Below are 16,791 nucleotides of genomic sequence, written 5' to 3'. Positions count from 1 at the left end.
TTTTTGATTCATAACCGTCAATCAGCCAGTGCTTTCCCGTTTGAAATTTTAATTGCTTTCCCATTCGGGCACTTTAAGTTCTTCTTCATGTAACCTTCAGATTCAAGTTCCGCCCTGCTCGGCGTTTTCCCGTCATGATCCATCTGATAGGCTGTAATTTGCGCTTGAACCATATTGATTAATCCTTCGCATCCTTTCTTTTGAATACTTTGATTATGCTTGGTCACATTCGGAATGGTGATCAACAGCAGGATGGAGATCACAAGCATGACGACTAACATTTCTATCAGTGTAAATCCCTTTTCATTCACAGTTCCGTCCTCCTTATAGCTGGTTCATCATTTGATACATTGGCAAAAGCATAGACAAATAAAGAATGAATATCATCGCCGCGGTTAGCCCGTAAATCAATGGCTGGATCAGGCCTGTCCATTTTTCGGCTTTCCTTTCAAGGCGCTCAATTAAAAATTGACTATATGAATACAGTTCTCTGTATAAGTGTCCGTTTAATTGGCCGTGAGCCACAGCCTTTGCCAAATCATTTTCATAAAACGGATGTCCGGCGAGCATCTGCTCGAGACTCTCCCCCTGTTTCAGCCGCTCGATCAGGCGCTTCGCTTCATTTTTATGAAATGATAAAAACGGCTGACTTTCAAATGCTTTTAAACTGTCATATACAGACAGACCCGCTTGCAAAAGATTGCTCAGCTGGAGCGATAAAAAATAGCTGTTGAATAGTTTGAAGGTTTGGCTCAGCAAGGGAATTCTTATGAGAAAGGTCATTTTGTCTTCTGGAGGTTTATGGCGGAATGAACACAGATAATAGAGGGATAGAGCTGCGGCAATCAACGCCAGTCCCGTGAAAAAAAGATAAAAATGATCGAAAACAGAAAAGATGAGAGTCGTTGCAAAAGACGTTTCAACGTTCATCGACTCATAGATGGCGGAAAATTGCGGGACGATTGCTGATTTCATAATAGAGATGATGACGCAGACCGTTAAAATTAAAAACGAGGGATATCTGGCGGCTTTCTTTAATTTTTCGGTTTGAGCGATCTTGCGGTGAAGCAGCTCTCCGCTCTGCAGAAAGGCAAATGGCAAATTCCCGTGCTGTTCGGCAAAGTAAACAATGGTGACAGCATCCTTATGAAATGAAATCATTTCAAGCACTTGAAACACAGGACGCCCTTCTGTCAGCTTCTCCATCGCAAATGTCAGATCTGCTCTCCGCCTTTCATTCAATTGCAATTTCAGCATACTTAAAGCATCCAAAATCGTATATCCGCTCTGCATCATGTCTCCGAGCTTTTTCAGAAAGTCCGCCTGTTCTCGGACGGGCCACTTCATTTTAATCTTCATGGCCTATCCAGCGTTCATACGTATTCGACGGCAGATATCCGAGTGCTATTCCCTTCTGGATCAGCGTTTTCAAAGTTTCTGTTTTAATGCCACCGCATCTGCCTTTTGCTTCCTCGATGCAGAGATTGAGGCTTTTTCCGTACAAAAGTTCGAAGACGCTTGCTCTTCTCACAGGTCTCGACAATTTACAATACAAAGAGCAGCTGTCGCCGCAAAACGGGCAGACGAGACCGACAAGACGCTGGGCGCTGATTGCGACCAATGTTTGTTCAATTTCTGTCATATCAACGCCAAGCTCGAGCAGTCTGTATATCGCACCTTTAGCATTTTTCGCATGCATGCTCGATAAAACAAGGTGTCCAGTCAAAGCTGCCCTGACTGCGATTTGGGCTGTTTCGGCATCGCGAATTTCCCCTAGGATGATCATGTCCGGATCGTGGCGCAGCACCGCCTTCAACCCCGCAGAATAAGTCATGCCCGCTTTTTCGTTCACTTGTACTTGCAAAATGTTTTCGCTTCTTGATTCGACAGGGTCTTCCAACGTAATGATATTTCGCTTAAAATGCCGCTTGGCGTATTCAATTAAAGAATAGAGTGTTGTTGTTTTCCCAGAGCCTGTGGGACCGGTGAACAGCATTAATCCGTGGGAATGCTTCAGAAAAGACAGCAGCTTGAATGTTGCACTCGGAAACAATGAGAGCTTTGTGAGCGGTTTGCTGCTCATCTTGGGAAGAAGCCTGATGACCAGGCTTTCATCATGGATGGTGGGCAGAGTGGACATTCTTAAATGAACGGGCTGACGGTTGATATAAAGAGTCAAAGCCCCGCTTTGCGGCAGCCGTCTTTCACCAATGTCCATCGAAGAAAGGAATTTAAAGTGAGAAATGAGCCTTGAGCACTCATTTCTCGTTAATCTGTCTTTTTGAAACAGTTCATCATCAATCCTGAAGCGGACCACCGCCTCTTTTTCACCGGGAACAATATGAATGTCTGACGCCTTCATTCTATATGCCTCGTCAATTAATCTTCCGCTTAATGATTCAATCGTGTACAAACCTTTGCGCCTCCTTTCTAAGCGCAGTTTATACGAAAACCATCGGAATCATCAAATCCTTATAAAGCGCAAATCAAGCTGAATACGAAACAAAAAAGGGAATTTCCGAATACCGATTTGACTATTTTATTCGACTTCAAGCCGCTGAAATATGAAATTTAGACCTTCTCTCCGGCCTTACCGTCTTCATGGATGCAGAAGCCTTTATTGCAAAGCGCCTTAGCAAGACTCTGTTCTGTTTTAATATGTGAAAAATCCATGCCAAGCTTCACAACTGTTTGGGCAATCTCCGGTCTCACACCCGAAAGAACCGTTTCAACGCCAAGTAGTTTTGTGCTGTCTACGACTTTGAACAACTGGTAGGCAACCATCGTATCGACGACAGGAACACCGGAAATATCAATAAACAGATGCGAGAGATGAAGCTCAGCACACTGCTTGAGCGCAGATTCAATGATCACCGTTGCCCTGTGAGTATCAATTTCACCAATGAGCGGCAGCACACCGATGTGTTCTGATACCGGGATGACCGGTGCGCTCAGTTCGCGAATCATTTCAGTCTGCGCCTTCAATTGGCTCTTTGTCGTATGCTCATATTCAAGAATAAACTGCTCAATGACCTCATCCATTATTAGGTGAAGCTGTTTATTCCAGATAAAAAAGTCTTTTTTCGAACTGTCCGGTTGATATTCATCTGAAAATTGCTTGATCTCATCCATTAAAAGTTCACGGCACACTTTAAAACCCTTTATGCTTTCGATAACCGGAATTTGGCTGACAGCCCTGTCGTAGGCAATTTCCTTGGCGCATCCGGAAGCTTTATCCCAGCACAGCGCCTGTTCATCCTTGGCAAATACCTTTGAAACAGCCAGGATAAAGTCATTATATTGCTGAGCCGTTTTTTCTTTTTCAGACGCTGTTCGGGACAGCCATTCATCGGTGATTCTGTCCGCCTGTTTGACCAGATGCTCATAAAGGGCTGCATGCTTGTTTTCCATGTCAATCCTCCTCATTGTTTTCCTTTAAAAATCAATCGGTTTCATGACCAACGTTTTGATCACTATGTATAAAACGAAATCGATTGTCAACACTATACGTAAGCGCATTGGGCTATAGCCAAGCGGTAAGGCAACGGACTTTGACTCCGTGACGCGCTGGTTCGAATCCAGCTAGCCCAGTTACACAGGCGAAAAAACGAAGATATGCTGAACATATACAATGTGTCAGCAATCTTCGTTTTTTTCAGGAAACAGAACGGTGTAAGGTGTGTTTTTTTAATTTTAAGAGTTCGCCGGGATTGTATCCGACAACCAGCTTATCACCGTTTACGATAATCGGGCGTCTCAGCAGCTTTGGTTTTTGAATTAACAATTCCAGCACTTCGCTTACCGTTAATTCTTCAATATCAAGATTTAACTCTTTAAATGCCTGGCTTCTTGTCGCCAATATTTCATCGATTCCTTCGGTCGTGAGAGACAAAATATGTTTCAGCTCGTCCTGATTTGGCGTTTCCCTAAAAAGATGCCGCTCTGTAAAGTCAACTTGATTCGCTTTCAGCCAATGTTTCGTTTTCCGGCATGATGTGCAGCTCGGGTATGAATAAAAGGTCAGCTCTTCCATGAATGATTCCTCCTTAAAATGTACTGACTTTGTCTTTGTATGTTTTAGTACCCGTGATGTTTTCCGTTTAAACACGTGACAGGTGATTTTTTTAAAATGCTTATCACAAAATTGTAAAAAATGAATTGATTTTCCCAAAATGAAAATGTTTACATTTCAAGATAAATTGGCTTATAATAAAATCAAAGGGGCTTTTTGGGAGGGATATAAATGAATCGCATGTTCCGTGTGTTAGGTTTCTGGACAGGTATCTTTGCGGTCATGTTTTATTTAGGAAATATGAAAGATGCATCACTGCTGTTCTTCGGTCAAACTGTATTCTTTGTGTTCTTATCGTATCTCAACTTGACCGAGCGGATGTACATTTATATTTTCGGTGCTTACTTGACAGTCTTTTTTGCCGCATTTACATATTATTCTGTGTTCATTATGGTTCCCGGACAAGGAGGCCATTAAAAAAGACGATCCATCTGGATCGTCTTTTTTATGTTTTACAAAGTAAATCCGTTGATGAACGGGTTTTGCTCCTGTTCTGTTGCAATGTCCGTCTCTGGGCCGTGACCGCTTAACACAAGCGTCTCTTCCGGAAGCGTCAGCAGTTTTTGATGAATACTGTCCATCAGTACCTTTTGATTGCCTCCCGGCAGGTCTGTACGCCCTATCCCTCCTTTAAACAAAACATCCCCGGAAACGATCAGGTTTTCCTCTTCCGCATAATACGAGATACTGCCCGGAGAATGCCCAGGCGTAAAGAGCATGCGGAGCGTAAAAGGGCCGATTTTAAGATCCCCCTCTTCTTCGATCAGATGATCTGCTTTTTCTGCTGTGATCGTCTGTCCTGTAAGCAGCGCTGAACCGTTTAATGAAGGATCGGTCAGCCATTCAGCTTCATTTTTATGTACGTATACAGGAATGTTCCATTCTTTTCTGACATTGTCCACAGCTCCGATATGATCAAAATGAGCGTGAGTGAGCAATACAGCAAGAGGTTTCAGCCCTTTTTCTTTTATGTATGCATTCAGCTTGCCTGATTCACTGCCGGGATCAAATATTAAGCAGGTACCGTCGTCATTGGATAAAATATAAGCATTCGTCTGGATAGGCCCTAAAGGCATTCTTCTCCATTTCATTTTTTTCACCTCAGATTCATCTTTCTTTGTTCCATTATGAAGGTTTTGTGAGAAACTTTCAATGAATCATGTTGTCCTCGACAAACTTAATGAAAACGGTTAAAATAAAATTGGAAATATACTGCAGGGGATCCAAGCGAAGGGGGTTTATATTGATGTTGCTCGTGATCATTTTCGGTCTAGTCACGATATTATCTGCTCTTGGGGTTCTTCGTTCTCTTAAACAAATCAACGTTCTTGGCATCTTATTTGGCGGGGCGGCCTTTTTAGTGTTCGGATGGTTTACCGTCATGACAATTATTAACAGTGGGTATCCGACAGTCCACTAACCCGGTGCCTTTTGACAAAGACAGCCTTATTCCGCTATTTCGGAATAAGGCTGTCTTTCTTATTGACTGAAATGACGCTGGACGCTTGCAAGCTTGCCTTCCATCGTCGTTTTTTTGTCACGGCGGTCGTCAATCCTGATATTTGTCGCTACTCTGTGGATGCCTTTTTGGAAAGGCGCTTCGTGAATCGTCTGAATCACCTGAAATAAATCACTTAATTCCCCTTCAATCAAAGTATTCATCGGTGTCAGCTGATAATTGATTTTGCCTTCTTTTTTAAATCCTTCCAAAATAGTTTGAATCTCCGCTACATACGCGCTTACGCTCGGAGTCTCAGTACCGATCGGTATGATGGTGACGTCTGCTATGGCCACTGTCCATTCTCCTTTCTATTCTTTGGTTACAAGGGGCGCTGCTGTTTTTGAGTTGAGTGAAATGATTTGATCCTGAGTATAGCCGTACAAGACATAATCCCCGTCAGGAGATATGGTAATCGGAAGCATTTCCACTTTTTCACGAATGACTTCCCGTTTGCCTGATTTGAGGCTGACGGAAATCAGATCATACAAGGAGCCCGACTCATTCGGCTGATACGTATAAAACAGCTCATCCCGAGGATCATAACTGTACTCCATCGGTGACAGGCTGCCATATTCCGAGAACAGCGGCAACTTGAAAGAAATTTTCTTTTCCGACGAAGATACGTCTGAAAATATGTAGGTGCCCTGACGATGATTGGATGAAGGTGTTACGATCAGCCTCAAATCGCCCACAACATCTAGCAGTACGGCATCACCAGCGAGCTTCTTTTCCCGTCCGTCCGCTGTGTTGTAGGAATAAACAGGAGCCGGTTTTTCCCGATCCCGTTCATTCCATTTGATATATTCAAAAGTGTCGGCGGAAGTCCAATGAATAAAGGCAGCCTGTGCGATGTCTTTTTCCGTTTGCTCTTCTTTTGCATCAATCAGGCGCGATTCATAATTCCAGTCTTTCGTGAATGTTGTCACGTATAAAAGATAAGGATCGAACCGATTCCAGTCCACTTGCAGTTCATGAGTGCGAAATTTTTTTGTGAACAGCTGTTTCCCTTGTAAATTAAGTAAAGTTAACTTCATTTCAGAGCCGTTTCCGGCGGTTTGGATGAGAATCATGCCTTTTTCCCTGTTTACTTCCGCCGCTATCAGCCTGTCATCCGTCTTGTAGATCGTTTCGCCCGTCCCTTTAAATATATCATATGATTTGACTTCACTTCCTGCGACCGGATCGGTTGCGGTGTATATAACGGTTTCATTATCAAGCCATCCTGCCGCTTCATCAAAGTGCCGGTCCTTGAGCGCTATCACTTTTTTATCTTTTACTGCTGCACTGCTTTCTCTTTTCCCTTCCGGCTCCTCGTGATGAACGCTTTTCGATCCTTCCTGATGCTGCGGCGTGCAACCAGCCGCAGCCATGGTCATCACAGCGGCAATAATCAATAATGAAACTCTCAAACCGGCCATTCTCCCTCCATAAATGATTGGCTGTCTAATTTACGATTTTCACCGTGAAAAGTTTCAGCTTTCAAAAAAGCAGGATGCCCAAAGTATTCCTCTGCTTTTACAATATATATCGTCAAATTGTTTGAGCGGTAAAGGATTTTTTCCTTTGCCAAGTTCAACAGTATATCCTTCTCTTCCGTAATAATGAATAAACCAATCTCTAAATCCTGCATAGCTGTCTATATATCTGACGCCCTTATAACCGCTCAGTTGCTCAAATGTTTTGATCATATCAGCCGATTCAGGCGGCTCGAGCCCCTTGTATCCCCAATAAATTTCCTCTCCCTGTGTGTGAAGCGCCACAAGCCGATCAGGCGGCTCGTTTGCGATTAAATCCCTCATCGCTGCCGCTTCCGGTTCTGTCAGCGGTTCATCTCCGGGATAGTCTCTGTAGGAAGGGGATTTGGGCGGTTTTCTCTGTTTTTCGATCTCCCAAAAAGACGGAAACTGATTATTTAAATCCACTCCGTTTATATTGGCTTTCCATTCCCGGAAATCCCGCTGATGCTCATTCATCTCATCCAGTGCTTCCCGCGCAATCCCAAGATAACCGGGGCCGTTAAGCACAAGGTCAACCCCGTCGGGATTAACGATCGGCACGACGGAAAGCTTTGTTGATGAAAAAATATCGAGCGGTGAAAAACCTAAAGCGGATCGGCCTGTACATAAATGATAACAGTATTCTTTGAGCCATTTCATTAAAACAGAAGTGGTGATCCATTCATTGGCATGAAAAGAGGCATTTATATGCGTTCTTTTTCCGGCATTTTCAGCTCCAAGGAGCAGTTCATATATAGGCTGGCCCATACTTGAGCGGCCGATGATGCGGGAAGTAACAAACGGAAAGCATTCCGTCAATCTGTCAATTTCCTTTTTCAGTTCTGCTGAATCGTAAACGACTGTTTTTGTCAGCCACTGTTCATCTTCAAGTGTGTATTGATTCACCAATAATTGCAGCTGTTCATATGTTTCGGCTGCTGGAACGTTTTTTCCTGCTTGAAAAGATGCTCCCGGAAAATAAAATTCGTCCGCGGATGAATTTGCATTTGCGCTGATTAAAAGCGGTTCGGGTATGTTCAGGATGTCAGACAGTCTTTCCATATTCTGCTTTAACTCCGGTTTGATGTAGATGAATGCCATCAATGATCCCTCCCACAATAGCATATGAGGAATGCTCGTTTAAAAACTCTCCCGGTTTGCACTTGAAAATCGCTTTTTCAATGAGGGTTAAGCCCGGTTTCAGCCTGCAAAAAAACTTCCGCCCAATAAGGCGGAAGTTTTTCTATTTCGTTAAGCTTTCTGTAATAAAGTCGAGCTGGCCCTCTAATGAAATCGGATCGGAAAAATAGAAGCCGACAGGGTCGATTTTATAGACATGTTGATTTTTGACCGCGCCTAGGTTCTTCCAAATGGAGGTATTAAGCACAGCACTGTCGTCTCCACTTGATTCCCAAGGTCCTATAAATATATAATCTCCAGCGAAATCAGGCAGCTTTTCTAAAGAAATGCTCGTGTAGCCCGGACCTTCGTCGATTGCTTTTTCCTTCGTCAGCTTTGTCGCCTTTAAGCCAAGATCTTGATAAACAATGCTTCCTCCCCTTCCGAATTGATCGCCGAATACAAAGATTTCTTTGCCGTTTGTTTGCATAATGGAAACCGTTTTGTCCCCGACAGCTTTTTGAACTTTCGATTTGGCCGCCGCAACTTTTTTGTCCCATTCAGCCAGCCATTTTTCCGCTTGATCTTCAGTGCCTGTCATTTTTGCGAAATCCTTCAGCCGTTCAGTGTTATTTAGACTGTCATATTTCAAAGCGACCGTCGGAGCGATTTTTTCCAGCTTTTCGATATCAGCGCCTTGGGTCGTCCATACGACAATCAGATCCGGTTTTAATTGAATAACCTTTTCAGCGGAATTTCCTTCACCAATGTTTGTCACACCATCTGTTTTCCCTTTGAAATAGGGATTTTTGAATACCCTGTCAGGGGCACCCACTACTTTGAGACCAAGTGTTTTGAAATAGCCGAAATAATCGTCAGCCATGACAACCACCCGTTTCGGATGCTTCGGAACTTTAACCGTTCCGTTTTCAGCCTTGTATGTAATCGTTTCTTCGCTTTTTGATTGAGAAGAATCTTTGCTCTCTGCTTGATTGCCGCATGCTGTCAATGCTGCGATCAAAAATAGTATAAAACACGCTGACGCGAGCGTCTTACCTTTAATATTCACTTTTCATACCTTCTTTCTTGTTTCATTATCGATAAAGAGAATCATTATCAATTATATCATAACCGGCATTGGCTTGGATCAAGATTTTTATGACGGACTCTTGTCATTAAAAACAGGCCGGAACGATATCCGGCCTGCTGCATCAACTTTCTCCGCCAAAAGAGAAGCTTACTTGTCTTTTGGCTTGGCGTCAGATTGCTTTTTTAAGCGCTCGCTGTCATAAAATCTCAGCAAGTCGCCGTAAATGATTTGATCTGAGTATGAAAGCTCCTGTTTCGCTTTTTCAATGTACGGCTCACAGCCTTTTTTATCTTTAGACGGCTCGCCTGTCGATTTATCATAGCATATGCCGTCTGTGTATACTTTGTCTTTCGTAATAAAGCTGCCGTCGCGAAGCACTGTGAACTCTGTTTTGTCTTTGGCAAACAGGTCGTTTCCGAACTGGATCTGATCGCTTGAATCAATTCCGAGAAGATTCAGTATAGTTGGCCGAATGTCGATTTGGCCGCCGACCGTGTCAATGGTTTTCGGCTCTTTATCCGTCACTCCCGGAATGTGGATCACAAGCGGAACTCTTTGAAGCTGCACTTCCTCAAAAGGGGTTACTTCTCTGCCGAGGAATTGGCTCATCGCTTCGTTATGGTTTTCGGAAATCCCGTAATGGTCACCGTATAACACGATAACGGAATTATCGTAGAGGCCGTCTTCTTTCAGCTTTTCAATAAAACGTTTAAGCGCTTCATCCTGATAGCGGACGGTCGGGAAATATCTGTTTAACGTACGGCTTTTCGAATCGAATTCATCGATCAGTTTATCTTCCTCATCAAGCTCAAACGGAAAATGGTTTGTCAGCGTGATCAGACGGGTATAAAACGGCTGAGGCATTTCTTTCATCAGCTCTGATGTTTGTTCGAAAAATTCCTTATCTTTCAGTCCCCATCCCACTGAGTTTTCTTCGTTTACATCATAGGATTTGATATCGTAAAACTTATCGTATTTCAACGTTTCGTACATAATATCCCGATTCCAGAAGCTTTTGTTGTTCGCATGGAAAATCGAGGAATAGTAGCCGTGATTCTTCATTATTTCAGGCATTGCCGTATATTCGTTTCCTGCATTCGTAAAGAAGACCGCTCCTCTTCCAAGAGGATAGAGAGAGTTGTCGACGATGAATTCGGAATCAGCCGTTTTGCCTTGACCTGTCTGATGATAGAAGTTCTCGAAGCTGTAGCTTTTTTTAATCAGGTCGTTTAAATAAGGCGTAATCTCTTTGCCGTTTAACTTTTGGTTCACGACAAAGCTTTGGGTGGATTCTAGAGAAACGAGGATCACATTCCGTCCTTTGGCGATCCCGGCCAGGTCCTTATTGGTGTCCGTGCGGTTTGCGCTGACATAGTTTTCAATCTCCGTGAGGCTGTTGCTGTCGGCCAGCGCACGCTGTGCAGACTGCTTCGACTGGATCAGCCCGTCATAGATATGAAAGTTATAAAGGCTGATGTTTTTCACAAGAACTTCCCTGTCAAACGATCTTGTCAAAAGCTGAGGTCTTTCTGTTTCAGAAATCCCTAAATTGAAAAAGAAAACGGCAGCGACAAATAGATAGTAAGCCGCGCGCTCCTTTCTTGTCGCCTTTCCGCCTGTTTTGGCAGGCTGGCGCTTGTACAGCCAAATTAAAATGGCAATGTCGACGATGAGAAGCAAATCGGTCGGCATAAACAAAGAGTTGATGCTGCTTCCCAAATCGCCCATATTATTCGTCTGGAACAATACAGGAATCGTTAAAAAGTCGTTGTAAAAACGGTAGAAGATCATGTTGGCAAGCAAGACAAACGTTAGAACAATGCTTGCCCCGATAATATACCGGTTCCTGTTTTTTTCTTTGAAAAACAGGCCGATTCCGAATATAAACAGCAAAAAGCTTAAAGGATTGATGAACAATATAAACTCTTGCATGAAGTTTTCAATTTTAATGTTGAAGCTTGTTTTGTAGACGACATACGTTTTCAGCCACATCAGCAATGTCGCAATTAACAAAAACGAAATTTTTGAAAAAAATGACTTTCGCATTCCAAACCTCCCTATGCAGCAAGACGCATGTTTCAGAAAACGACATTTCCACATATTGTTTATTTTAGAAAAATCGCTAAAATTACTAAATCATATCTTAACCTGTCTGTACAAAAAAATCAATTACTTTTCACATTGGCTTAAAAGTGTTAACAATGCTGCAAAGTGGTCCGACAATGCTTTATAAAACAGGCTGCGCCTGGCTTTTCAGCCATTGATTTTTTGCGATCCATGCGCCGCCGATCACACCTGCGTCGTTTCCAAGTGAAGCGATTACGATCTCAGCCGCCTCACCGGCCCGCGGGAATACGAAGCGGCTGAAAGATTGTTCAACTTTGGAGCGCAGGATTTCTCCTGCTTTTGACACGCCTCCGCCAATTACGATTTTTGAAGGATTAAGCGAGCTCGCCAAATTGCCGAGGACCATTCCTAAATGATTGGCGACATAATCGACGACTTCGCCAGCAACAGGATCGTTTTTTCGGGCCGCTTCAAAAATATCGCGTGCCGTTAAATCCGGACATGCACGCATGCTTGTATCTCTATGGTCTGATTCTATTTTTTCTTTGGCAATCCTGACGATGCCCGTAGCCGAAGCGATCGTTTCGATACAGCCGCTTTTTCCGCAGTTGCACGGCGCTCCGCCTTCAGGAACCGAGCAGATGTGGCCGATTTCACCGCCTGCTCCGTTTTGCCCGCGAACGATTTCTCCGTTTACAATAATGCCGCCTCCGACGCCCGTCCCCAAAGTTACGAGAATCAAATCCTTTGCGCCGTCGCCCGCTCCTTTCCACATTTCGCCGAGAGCCGCGATGTTCGCGTCATTTTCGATGACCGCCGCGATCCCTGTCTCTGCTTCCAGATGGTCTTTCAACGGGTAGTTTTCCCAGCCCATATTCGTCGTTTTATAAACGATGCCTGTCTCCGTATTGACGGGGCCTGGAGCGCCCATGCCGATCCATTTTAAGATGTGCTTCGGTTTGCCGAGCTCTTTCAATTTGCTGTCGATGGCTTTTGCGATGCTTACCGTAACCGTTTTCCCTGATTTATCGGTCGGTATTTCCCACTTGTGCAGGATTTCGCCATAAGCGCTTACAAAAGCGAGTTTTACTGTTGTTCCTCCAAGGTCAACCCCGACCAGCCAGCTGTCATTCATTCTGCTCCCCCTCTTATCCCTGTTTTATTTTCTCTTTACTTTTGTGAGTTCATTCTGCAAAATTGAAACACCTTGAACCCATTGTTCTTTTTCTATCAGATTCGAAAGAAACATTTCTTTCAGTTCGTCCATCATATATTCAAGTTCAAGCTCGCGATCCCCAAAATAAACATAACATCCAAACTGTTTCAGCAAAAGCTGTACATCATAGGCTGTTTTCATCTTATTTCACCATTCTTTAAAGGTCTAACATTAGCGTATTCATAAAGCTGTCCGGCGTCAAGCAAAAAAAAAGCCTGTTTTCCTGGCCGGAAAACAGACATTTAGCGGTCGGGATCCTGGGGATCCAAAAATACGGGTCTTCTATTTTTCAGCGGCATCGGCGTGCGAATCGCGATATCGCGGAAGGCTCTGTAGTCAAAGGGGATAAACGGCCATAAATACGGCACTTGAAACGACTTCATTCTGACCAGATAAATCACCCAGCAGAATATCGCGATGACAAAGCCGATCGGTCCGAATGCACCGGCCGCGACCAGGAGAACGATTCTTGCAAGCCTGTTCGCTATGCTCAGCTCATAGCTCGGCGTAGCAAATGTGCCGATGGCCGCGACAGCGAGATACAAGACGACTTCATGCGAGAAAAGCCCGACCTGCACCGCTACTTCCCCGATCATTAAAGCAGCTACGAGTCCGAGAGCCGTTGCCAGAGACGACGGGGTGTGGATTGCAGCCATCCGCATCATGTCGACGCCTATTTCAATAATGATGAATTGCACAAGCAGCGGAATGGCTCCTTTTTTTTCAGGCCCTATATATTCAAGGGCGTCCGGCAAATGGTCGGGATGGACGGAAAGCAGAAACCACAGCGGCAGCAAAAAGATCGATGCCAAAACAGATATAAAGCGGACCATTCGCAAATAAGCGCCTGCAAGTGGTTTGTTTCTGTACTCTTCGGCATGCTGCATATGATGCCAAAAAGTAACTGGGGTAATCAGCGCGCTTGGCGAGCCGTCCACAAAGACGAGAATATGGCCTTCATACAAATGAACGGCCGCAGTATCAGGTCTTTCTGTATAGCGAACCGTCGGATAAGGGTTCCAATGACGGCCGCCGATGTATTCTTCCAGTGTTTTTTCCGCCATTGTCAAAGCGTCCGTATCGATCGCTTCAAGCGACTGTTTCAGCTTTTTTACACTTTCCAAGTCGGCGATATCTTCCAAATAACAGATGACGACATCTGTTTTGCTTCTTCTGCCGACCTGCAGGAACTCCATTCTGAGAGAACGGTCGCGGATTCTTCGTCTCGTCAGTGCGGTGTTAAACACGATTGTTTCGACGAAGCCGTCTCTTGAACCCCTGACGACGCGTTCATTGTCGGGTTCCTCCGGGTTTCTTGCCGGATATGTCCGCGCATCGATAATAATGGCATGGTCAACCCCGTCGGCAAGAAGAACGGCCGGACCGGACAGCACCTGGGCGGCTGCTTTGTCGAGGTCATCCTCCGTGTCAATTTCGATATAAGGAATGTATGTTTTGACCAGCTTTTCAAGCGGATCGTCTTCCAGACTTTCAGGTGTGAGCCTTGAGAGATTCTTAAGCAGGTGGTGCATAATATCATCTTTTACAAAGCCGTCGACAAGATAAAGCGACATGTCTCTATCAGCATAAACGACATCAAGCCGGATCATGTCGAAGCTTTTGTCGACACCCAGCTTTTCATTTAAATATTCAACATTTTTCGCTAAATTTTTCTGGACCGCATGCTTTTTTTCCATTGTATATTAAAAGCTCCCGTCAAATGAGTCTATACTAAAGACCATTTTTAACATAACGGAAGCTTTTCATACTTGATTACCGGGCAGTTTTCTTCTTAATGTCGTCCTGGAGCGCTTTATACATCTCTTCGTCAGGCTTTTCAGCCAACGCTCTTTCAACAGACTGTTCGGCTTTGGCAAGCTCGCCTTTTTGAGCATATAGCCAAGCGAGATTATAGAGGGAGGCGTGGTCTGATGGATCTTTTTCAACGACGGCCTCGAACCTTTTCTCGGCGTTTTCATACTCGCCGAGTTTAATCTCGGTATAAGCGAGCAGCTTTAAAGTGTCGCTGGAAGCGTCCGGCTTTGAGCCTGCTTCCTGTAAGGCATCCTTAACCTTTTCATAGTCTCCCTCTTCATACCATTTCGCTGCCTGATGCAGCATGGCATTTTCCTGCACCGGAGCTGAATGTGTCCCGAAGTACAGGGCCCCTCCTCCGATGACAAAGATGAGGACCCAGCCTGCCAGCCGCTGGAGCGGTCTTTTTTTCCCGGGGATTCCGACAGCCAAGGCCGTCAGGAGCCCGCCGATCAATCCGCCGATATGGCCAGCATTGTCAACATTTGAAATGGTGAAACCGAGGCCGAGGTTCAGGATGATAATCACAATGATATTTGTTCCGATCGTTTTTAAGAAAGCTTTCCGGTTTGAAAAAGCCAGATACAGAAGTGCTCCCAAACAACCGAAGATGGCTCCCGAAGCCCCTGCAGACGGATACGGGCTGAACAGAAAGCTGCCGATCGATCCAAAAATTCCGGCTGATATGTATATGACAAGAAAGCGGAATGATCCGAACACCCTTTCTGCTGCGGCTCCAACAGACAATAATGCAAACGTATTAAACATGAGATGGACCAATCCGATATGAAGAACGATCGGCGTGACAAGCCGCCACCATTCCCCGGCTAACAGGAGGCTGTTTTCCTTCGCCCCGAACCGGATGAGCGTTTCGGTATTCTGGCTGCCGCCTGACATTTCCAGAAGCAGAAACATGAAGACTTGAAGCACTGCGAAAATCCAGGTAAACATCGGTTTGCCCTTCTCAAATAAAGCCGCTTCCCGCCGCCTTTCTTCTTCTCTTGCTTTAGCCGCTGCTAATACTTCGGCTCTCTTCTCTTCCACATTTTCGTATCCGGCATCCTGCATTTGGCCTGTCAGCTCATCTGGCCCCATGTTTAAAGCAACGGCGAGTTTGCGTAACCCTTCTTCAGCCGAAGCATGATCAATAAAAACCGGCACGATGCTGATCCGCTTATCTGCGACCGGATGACTGACAACATCTTCCCACTCATCTACAGGCGCTTCCTGCGACAAATAGACGTTCAATATCGAGAGCTTTCGCTGCCCTGATGCTGCTCTCAGCCGCTCGGCCCTTTCATAAAGAGATTCCAAGTCGCGGACGAGATCCTGTCTGAAATCGATATCGTTCCGGAAAACGCGAACCAAATCATACGGCGCGCTCCCCCTCGCTTCAAGCCAGGCTTCTCCGAATGAAGCGGGTGCCTGCACAAGCTCAAAATCTCTGTCTAAGAGGTTCCCGATGAAATTCCAATACAAATAATCGATTGAATACATACCGACGCTCCACAATTGTTTTTGTCCATTATAACAGGAAACGCGTCACTCTGCGTCTTTTAAGCGCTTTAAAAAATCCCGTTTTTAAACGGGATTCAGAATGCCTGCTGTATAAACTTATTGCGAAAAAACGGAATTCTCATCATCAAATGGATAAAATAGTGGCGGATCTGGTTTTGACCGAGAATGAAATTGATGACACGATAACGGCTTTGAAAAAACACAAGGGCGGCAATGATGCCTACTACAATGAACGTAACTTTTCTCATATGATCCCTCCTATAACCTATAACCGTATCGTGTCTCATTTTTCAATAATTATTCAGCAGGGTCGCGGACAGGCCCGCTGCAGTTGTAAACAGCGTCTTCGGTCAAAACTTGCTTGACCGGAATGTCGTGCGGCTCCTTTGGAACATGATCGATCACTTGGCACTCGAAAGCCAGCGATGCGGTATCTTTTGTGAAATCGGCCAGATATCTGTCATAATAGCCACCTCCATAGCCGATTCTGTATCCTGTCCTGTCATAGCAAATTCCCGGTACAAGGATGAAGTCGATGTCTTCTGGATCCATCCGCTCGGTTTTGTGCACGATCGGTTCCTGCAGGCCAAAATACACGACTTCAAGATCGCTTTCATCCTGATAGCTGCGAAAGTGCATCTCTTTTGTTTCAGGCATACATTTCGGAATGCACACCGTTTTTCCTTCAAGCCGGGCCTGTTCGATAATCGGTTTTGTCGGAACTTCGCGATTTCTGGATATCGTGAGGGCAATGACAGACGCTTTTTTCCACTGTTTTGATTGAAATAGCTTCCGGTGAATCGCTTCCGCCTTTAAATGAAACTCCTGTTCCGGCATGTTTGCAAGCCTCTTTCTGACCTCGCTTCGTAAAGAACGCTTCACATCTCTTTCCCCCTT

The 16,791-nt window shown here is 44.8% G+C and carries 19 protein-coding genes and 1 tRNA gene; 3 read left to right on the top strand and 17 right to left on the bottom strand.

Annotation, left to right across the window (positions count from 1 at the left end; translation table 11 throughout):
* Positions 1-17: 17 nt before the first annotated feature.
* The 4 genes from comGC to H2R00_RS02195 all read right to left on the bottom strand — a co-directional run bounded on the left by comGC (position 18) and on the right by H2R00_RS02195 (position 3,411).
* Positions 18-311: a competence type IV pilus major pilin ComGC gene (comGC, locus tag H2R00_RS02210; protein ID WP_043927885.1), complete on the bottom strand. Its 294-nt coding sequence runs from the start codon at positions 309-311 to the stop codon at positions 18-20.
* 13 nt (positions 312-324) lie between these two features.
* A complete protein-coding gene (gene comGB, locus H2R00_RS02205; protein WP_154997145.1) occupies positions 325-1,359 on the bottom strand; it encodes a competence type IV pilus assembly protein ComGB in 1,035 nt (344 codons plus the stop codon).
* On the bottom strand, positions 1,349-2,413 hold the full coding sequence (gene comGA, locus H2R00_RS02200) for a competence type IV pilus ATPase ComGA (RefSeq protein ID WP_154997143.1): 1,065 nt from the start codon (positions 2,411-2,413) through the stop codon (positions 1,349-1,351). Before comGA ends, comGB begins: the two co-directional genes overlap by 11 nt.
* Before the next feature lie 158 nt (positions 2,414-2,571).
* Entirely contained in the window at positions 2,572-3,411 is an 840-nt protein-coding gene (locus tag H2R00_RS02195) for an RsbT co-antagonist protein RsbRD (RefSeq protein WP_154997141.1), read from the bottom strand.
* A gap of 108 nt (positions 3,412-3,519) precedes the next feature.
* Here H2R00_RS02195 and H2R00_RS02190 point away from each other — a divergent pair.
* Positions 3,520-3,591 (top strand) — tRNA-Gln (locus H2R00_RS02190).
* Positions 3,592-3,655: 64 nt separating this feature from the next.
* Here H2R00_RS02190 and H2R00_RS02185 read toward each other — a convergent pair.
* The gene (locus H2R00_RS02185) at positions 3,656-4,033 is read right to left on the bottom strand and encodes a Spx/MgsR family RNA polymerase-binding regulatory protein (protein WP_003183482.1); all 378 of its coding nucleotides are present in this window, start codon (positions 4,031-4,033) and stop codon (positions 3,656-3,658) included.
* Between the two features lie 210 nt (positions 4,034-4,243).
* Here H2R00_RS02185 and H2R00_RS02180 point away from each other — a divergent pair, with 210 nt between their 5' ends.
* Positions 4,244-4,489 (top strand): DUF2626 domain-containing protein, encoded by a 246-nt coding sequence (locus tag H2R00_RS02180; RefSeq protein WP_020452180.1) that lies wholly within the window; start codon positions 4,244-4,246, stop codon positions 4,487-4,489.
* Between the two features lie 35 nt (positions 4,490-4,524).
* On the opposite strand, the gene H2R00_RS02175 is transcribed toward H2R00_RS02180, so the two are convergent.
* Complete coding sequence (locus H2R00_RS02175) at positions 4,525-5,163, bottom strand: MBL fold metallo-hydrolase (protein WP_182070384.1); 639 nt, start codon at positions 5,161-5,163, stop codon at positions 4,525-4,527.
* 155 nt (positions 5,164-5,318) lie between these two features.
* Between H2R00_RS02175 and H2R00_RS02170 the strand changes: the two genes are divergently transcribed.
* Positions 5,319-5,492 (top strand): DUF2759 domain-containing protein, encoded by a 174-nt coding sequence (locus tag H2R00_RS02170; protein WP_003183486.1) that lies wholly within the window; start codon positions 5,319-5,321, stop codon positions 5,490-5,492.
* A 59-nt stretch (positions 5,493-5,551) separates the two neighbouring features.
* Here the strand turns inward: H2R00_RS02170 and H2R00_RS02165 are convergent, their stop codons facing one another.
* From H2R00_RS02165 to H2R00_RS02115, 11 genes are all read right to left on the bottom strand, one after another.
* Complete coding sequence (locus H2R00_RS02165) at positions 5,552-5,866, bottom strand: MTH1187 family thiamine-binding protein (RefSeq protein WP_003183487.1); 315 nt, start codon at positions 5,864-5,866, stop codon at positions 5,552-5,554.
* Positions 5,867-5,881: 15 nt separating this feature from the next.
* Positions 5,882-6,991, bottom strand: a complete 1,110-nt coding sequence (locus H2R00_RS02160; protein WP_182070383.1) for a YqgU-like beta propeller domain-containing protein — start codon at positions 6,989-6,991, stop codon at positions 5,882-5,884.
* Positions 6,992-7,045: 54 nt separating this feature from the next.
* On the bottom strand, positions 7,046-8,170 hold the full coding sequence (locus tag H2R00_RS02155; protein WP_182070382.1) for a M14 family metallopeptidase: 1,125 nt from the start codon (positions 8,168-8,170) through the stop codon (positions 7,046-7,048).
* Positions 8,171-8,312: 142 nt separating this feature from the next.
* On the bottom strand, positions 8,313-9,257 hold the full coding sequence (locus tag H2R00_RS02150; RefSeq protein ID WP_154997135.1) for an iron-hydroxamate ABC transporter substrate-binding protein: 945 nt from the start codon (positions 9,255-9,257) through the stop codon (positions 8,313-8,315).
* 168 nt (positions 9,258-9,425) lie between these two features.
* On the bottom strand, positions 9,426-11,324 hold the full coding sequence (locus tag H2R00_RS02145) for an LTA synthase family protein (protein ID WP_154997133.1): 1,899 nt from the start codon (positions 11,322-11,324) through the stop codon (positions 9,426-9,428).
* 181 nt (positions 11,325-11,505) lie between these two features.
* Positions 11,506-12,480: an ROK family glucokinase gene (locus H2R00_RS02140; RefSeq protein ID WP_182070381.1), complete on the bottom strand. Its 975-nt coding sequence runs from the start codon at positions 12,478-12,480 to the stop codon at positions 11,506-11,508.
* Positions 12,481-12,504: 24 nt separating this feature from the next.
* Entirely contained in the window at positions 12,505-12,702 is a 198-nt protein-coding gene (locus tag H2R00_RS02135; RefSeq protein ID WP_043927901.1) for a YqgQ family protein, read from the bottom strand.
* A 101-nt stretch (positions 12,703-12,803) separates the two neighbouring features.
* Positions 12,804-14,258, bottom strand: a complete 1,455-nt coding sequence (locus tag H2R00_RS02130) for a spore germination protein (protein WP_182070380.1) — start codon at positions 14,256-14,258, stop codon at positions 12,804-12,806.
* A 76-nt stretch (positions 14,259-14,334) separates the two neighbouring features.
* The gene (locus tag H2R00_RS02125) at positions 14,335-15,873 is read right to left on the bottom strand and encodes a rhomboid family intramembrane serine protease (RefSeq protein WP_182070379.1); all 1,539 of its coding nucleotides are present in this window, start codon (positions 15,871-15,873) and stop codon (positions 14,335-14,337) included.
* Positions 15,874-15,968: 95 nt separating this feature from the next.
* Positions 15,969-16,142: a protein YqgO gene (locus tag H2R00_RS02120; protein WP_182070378.1), complete on the bottom strand. Its 174-nt coding sequence runs from the start codon at positions 16,140-16,142 to the stop codon at positions 15,969-15,971.
* Between the two features lie 49 nt (positions 16,143-16,191).
* A complete protein-coding gene (locus H2R00_RS02115; protein ID WP_182070377.1) occupies positions 16,192-16,776 on the bottom strand; it encodes a 5-formyltetrahydrofolate cyclo-ligase in 585 nt (194 codons plus the stop codon).
* Between the last annotated feature and the right edge of the window lie 15 nt (positions 16,777-16,791).

Source organism: Bacillus haynesii (genome assembly GCF_014042035.1).
GTDB lineage: Bacteria > Bacillota > Bacilli > Bacillales > Bacillaceae > Bacillus > Bacillus haynesii.
Note: the sequence above shows the minus strand (reverse complement) of the source record. Positions and strands in the feature narration are given on the sequence as shown.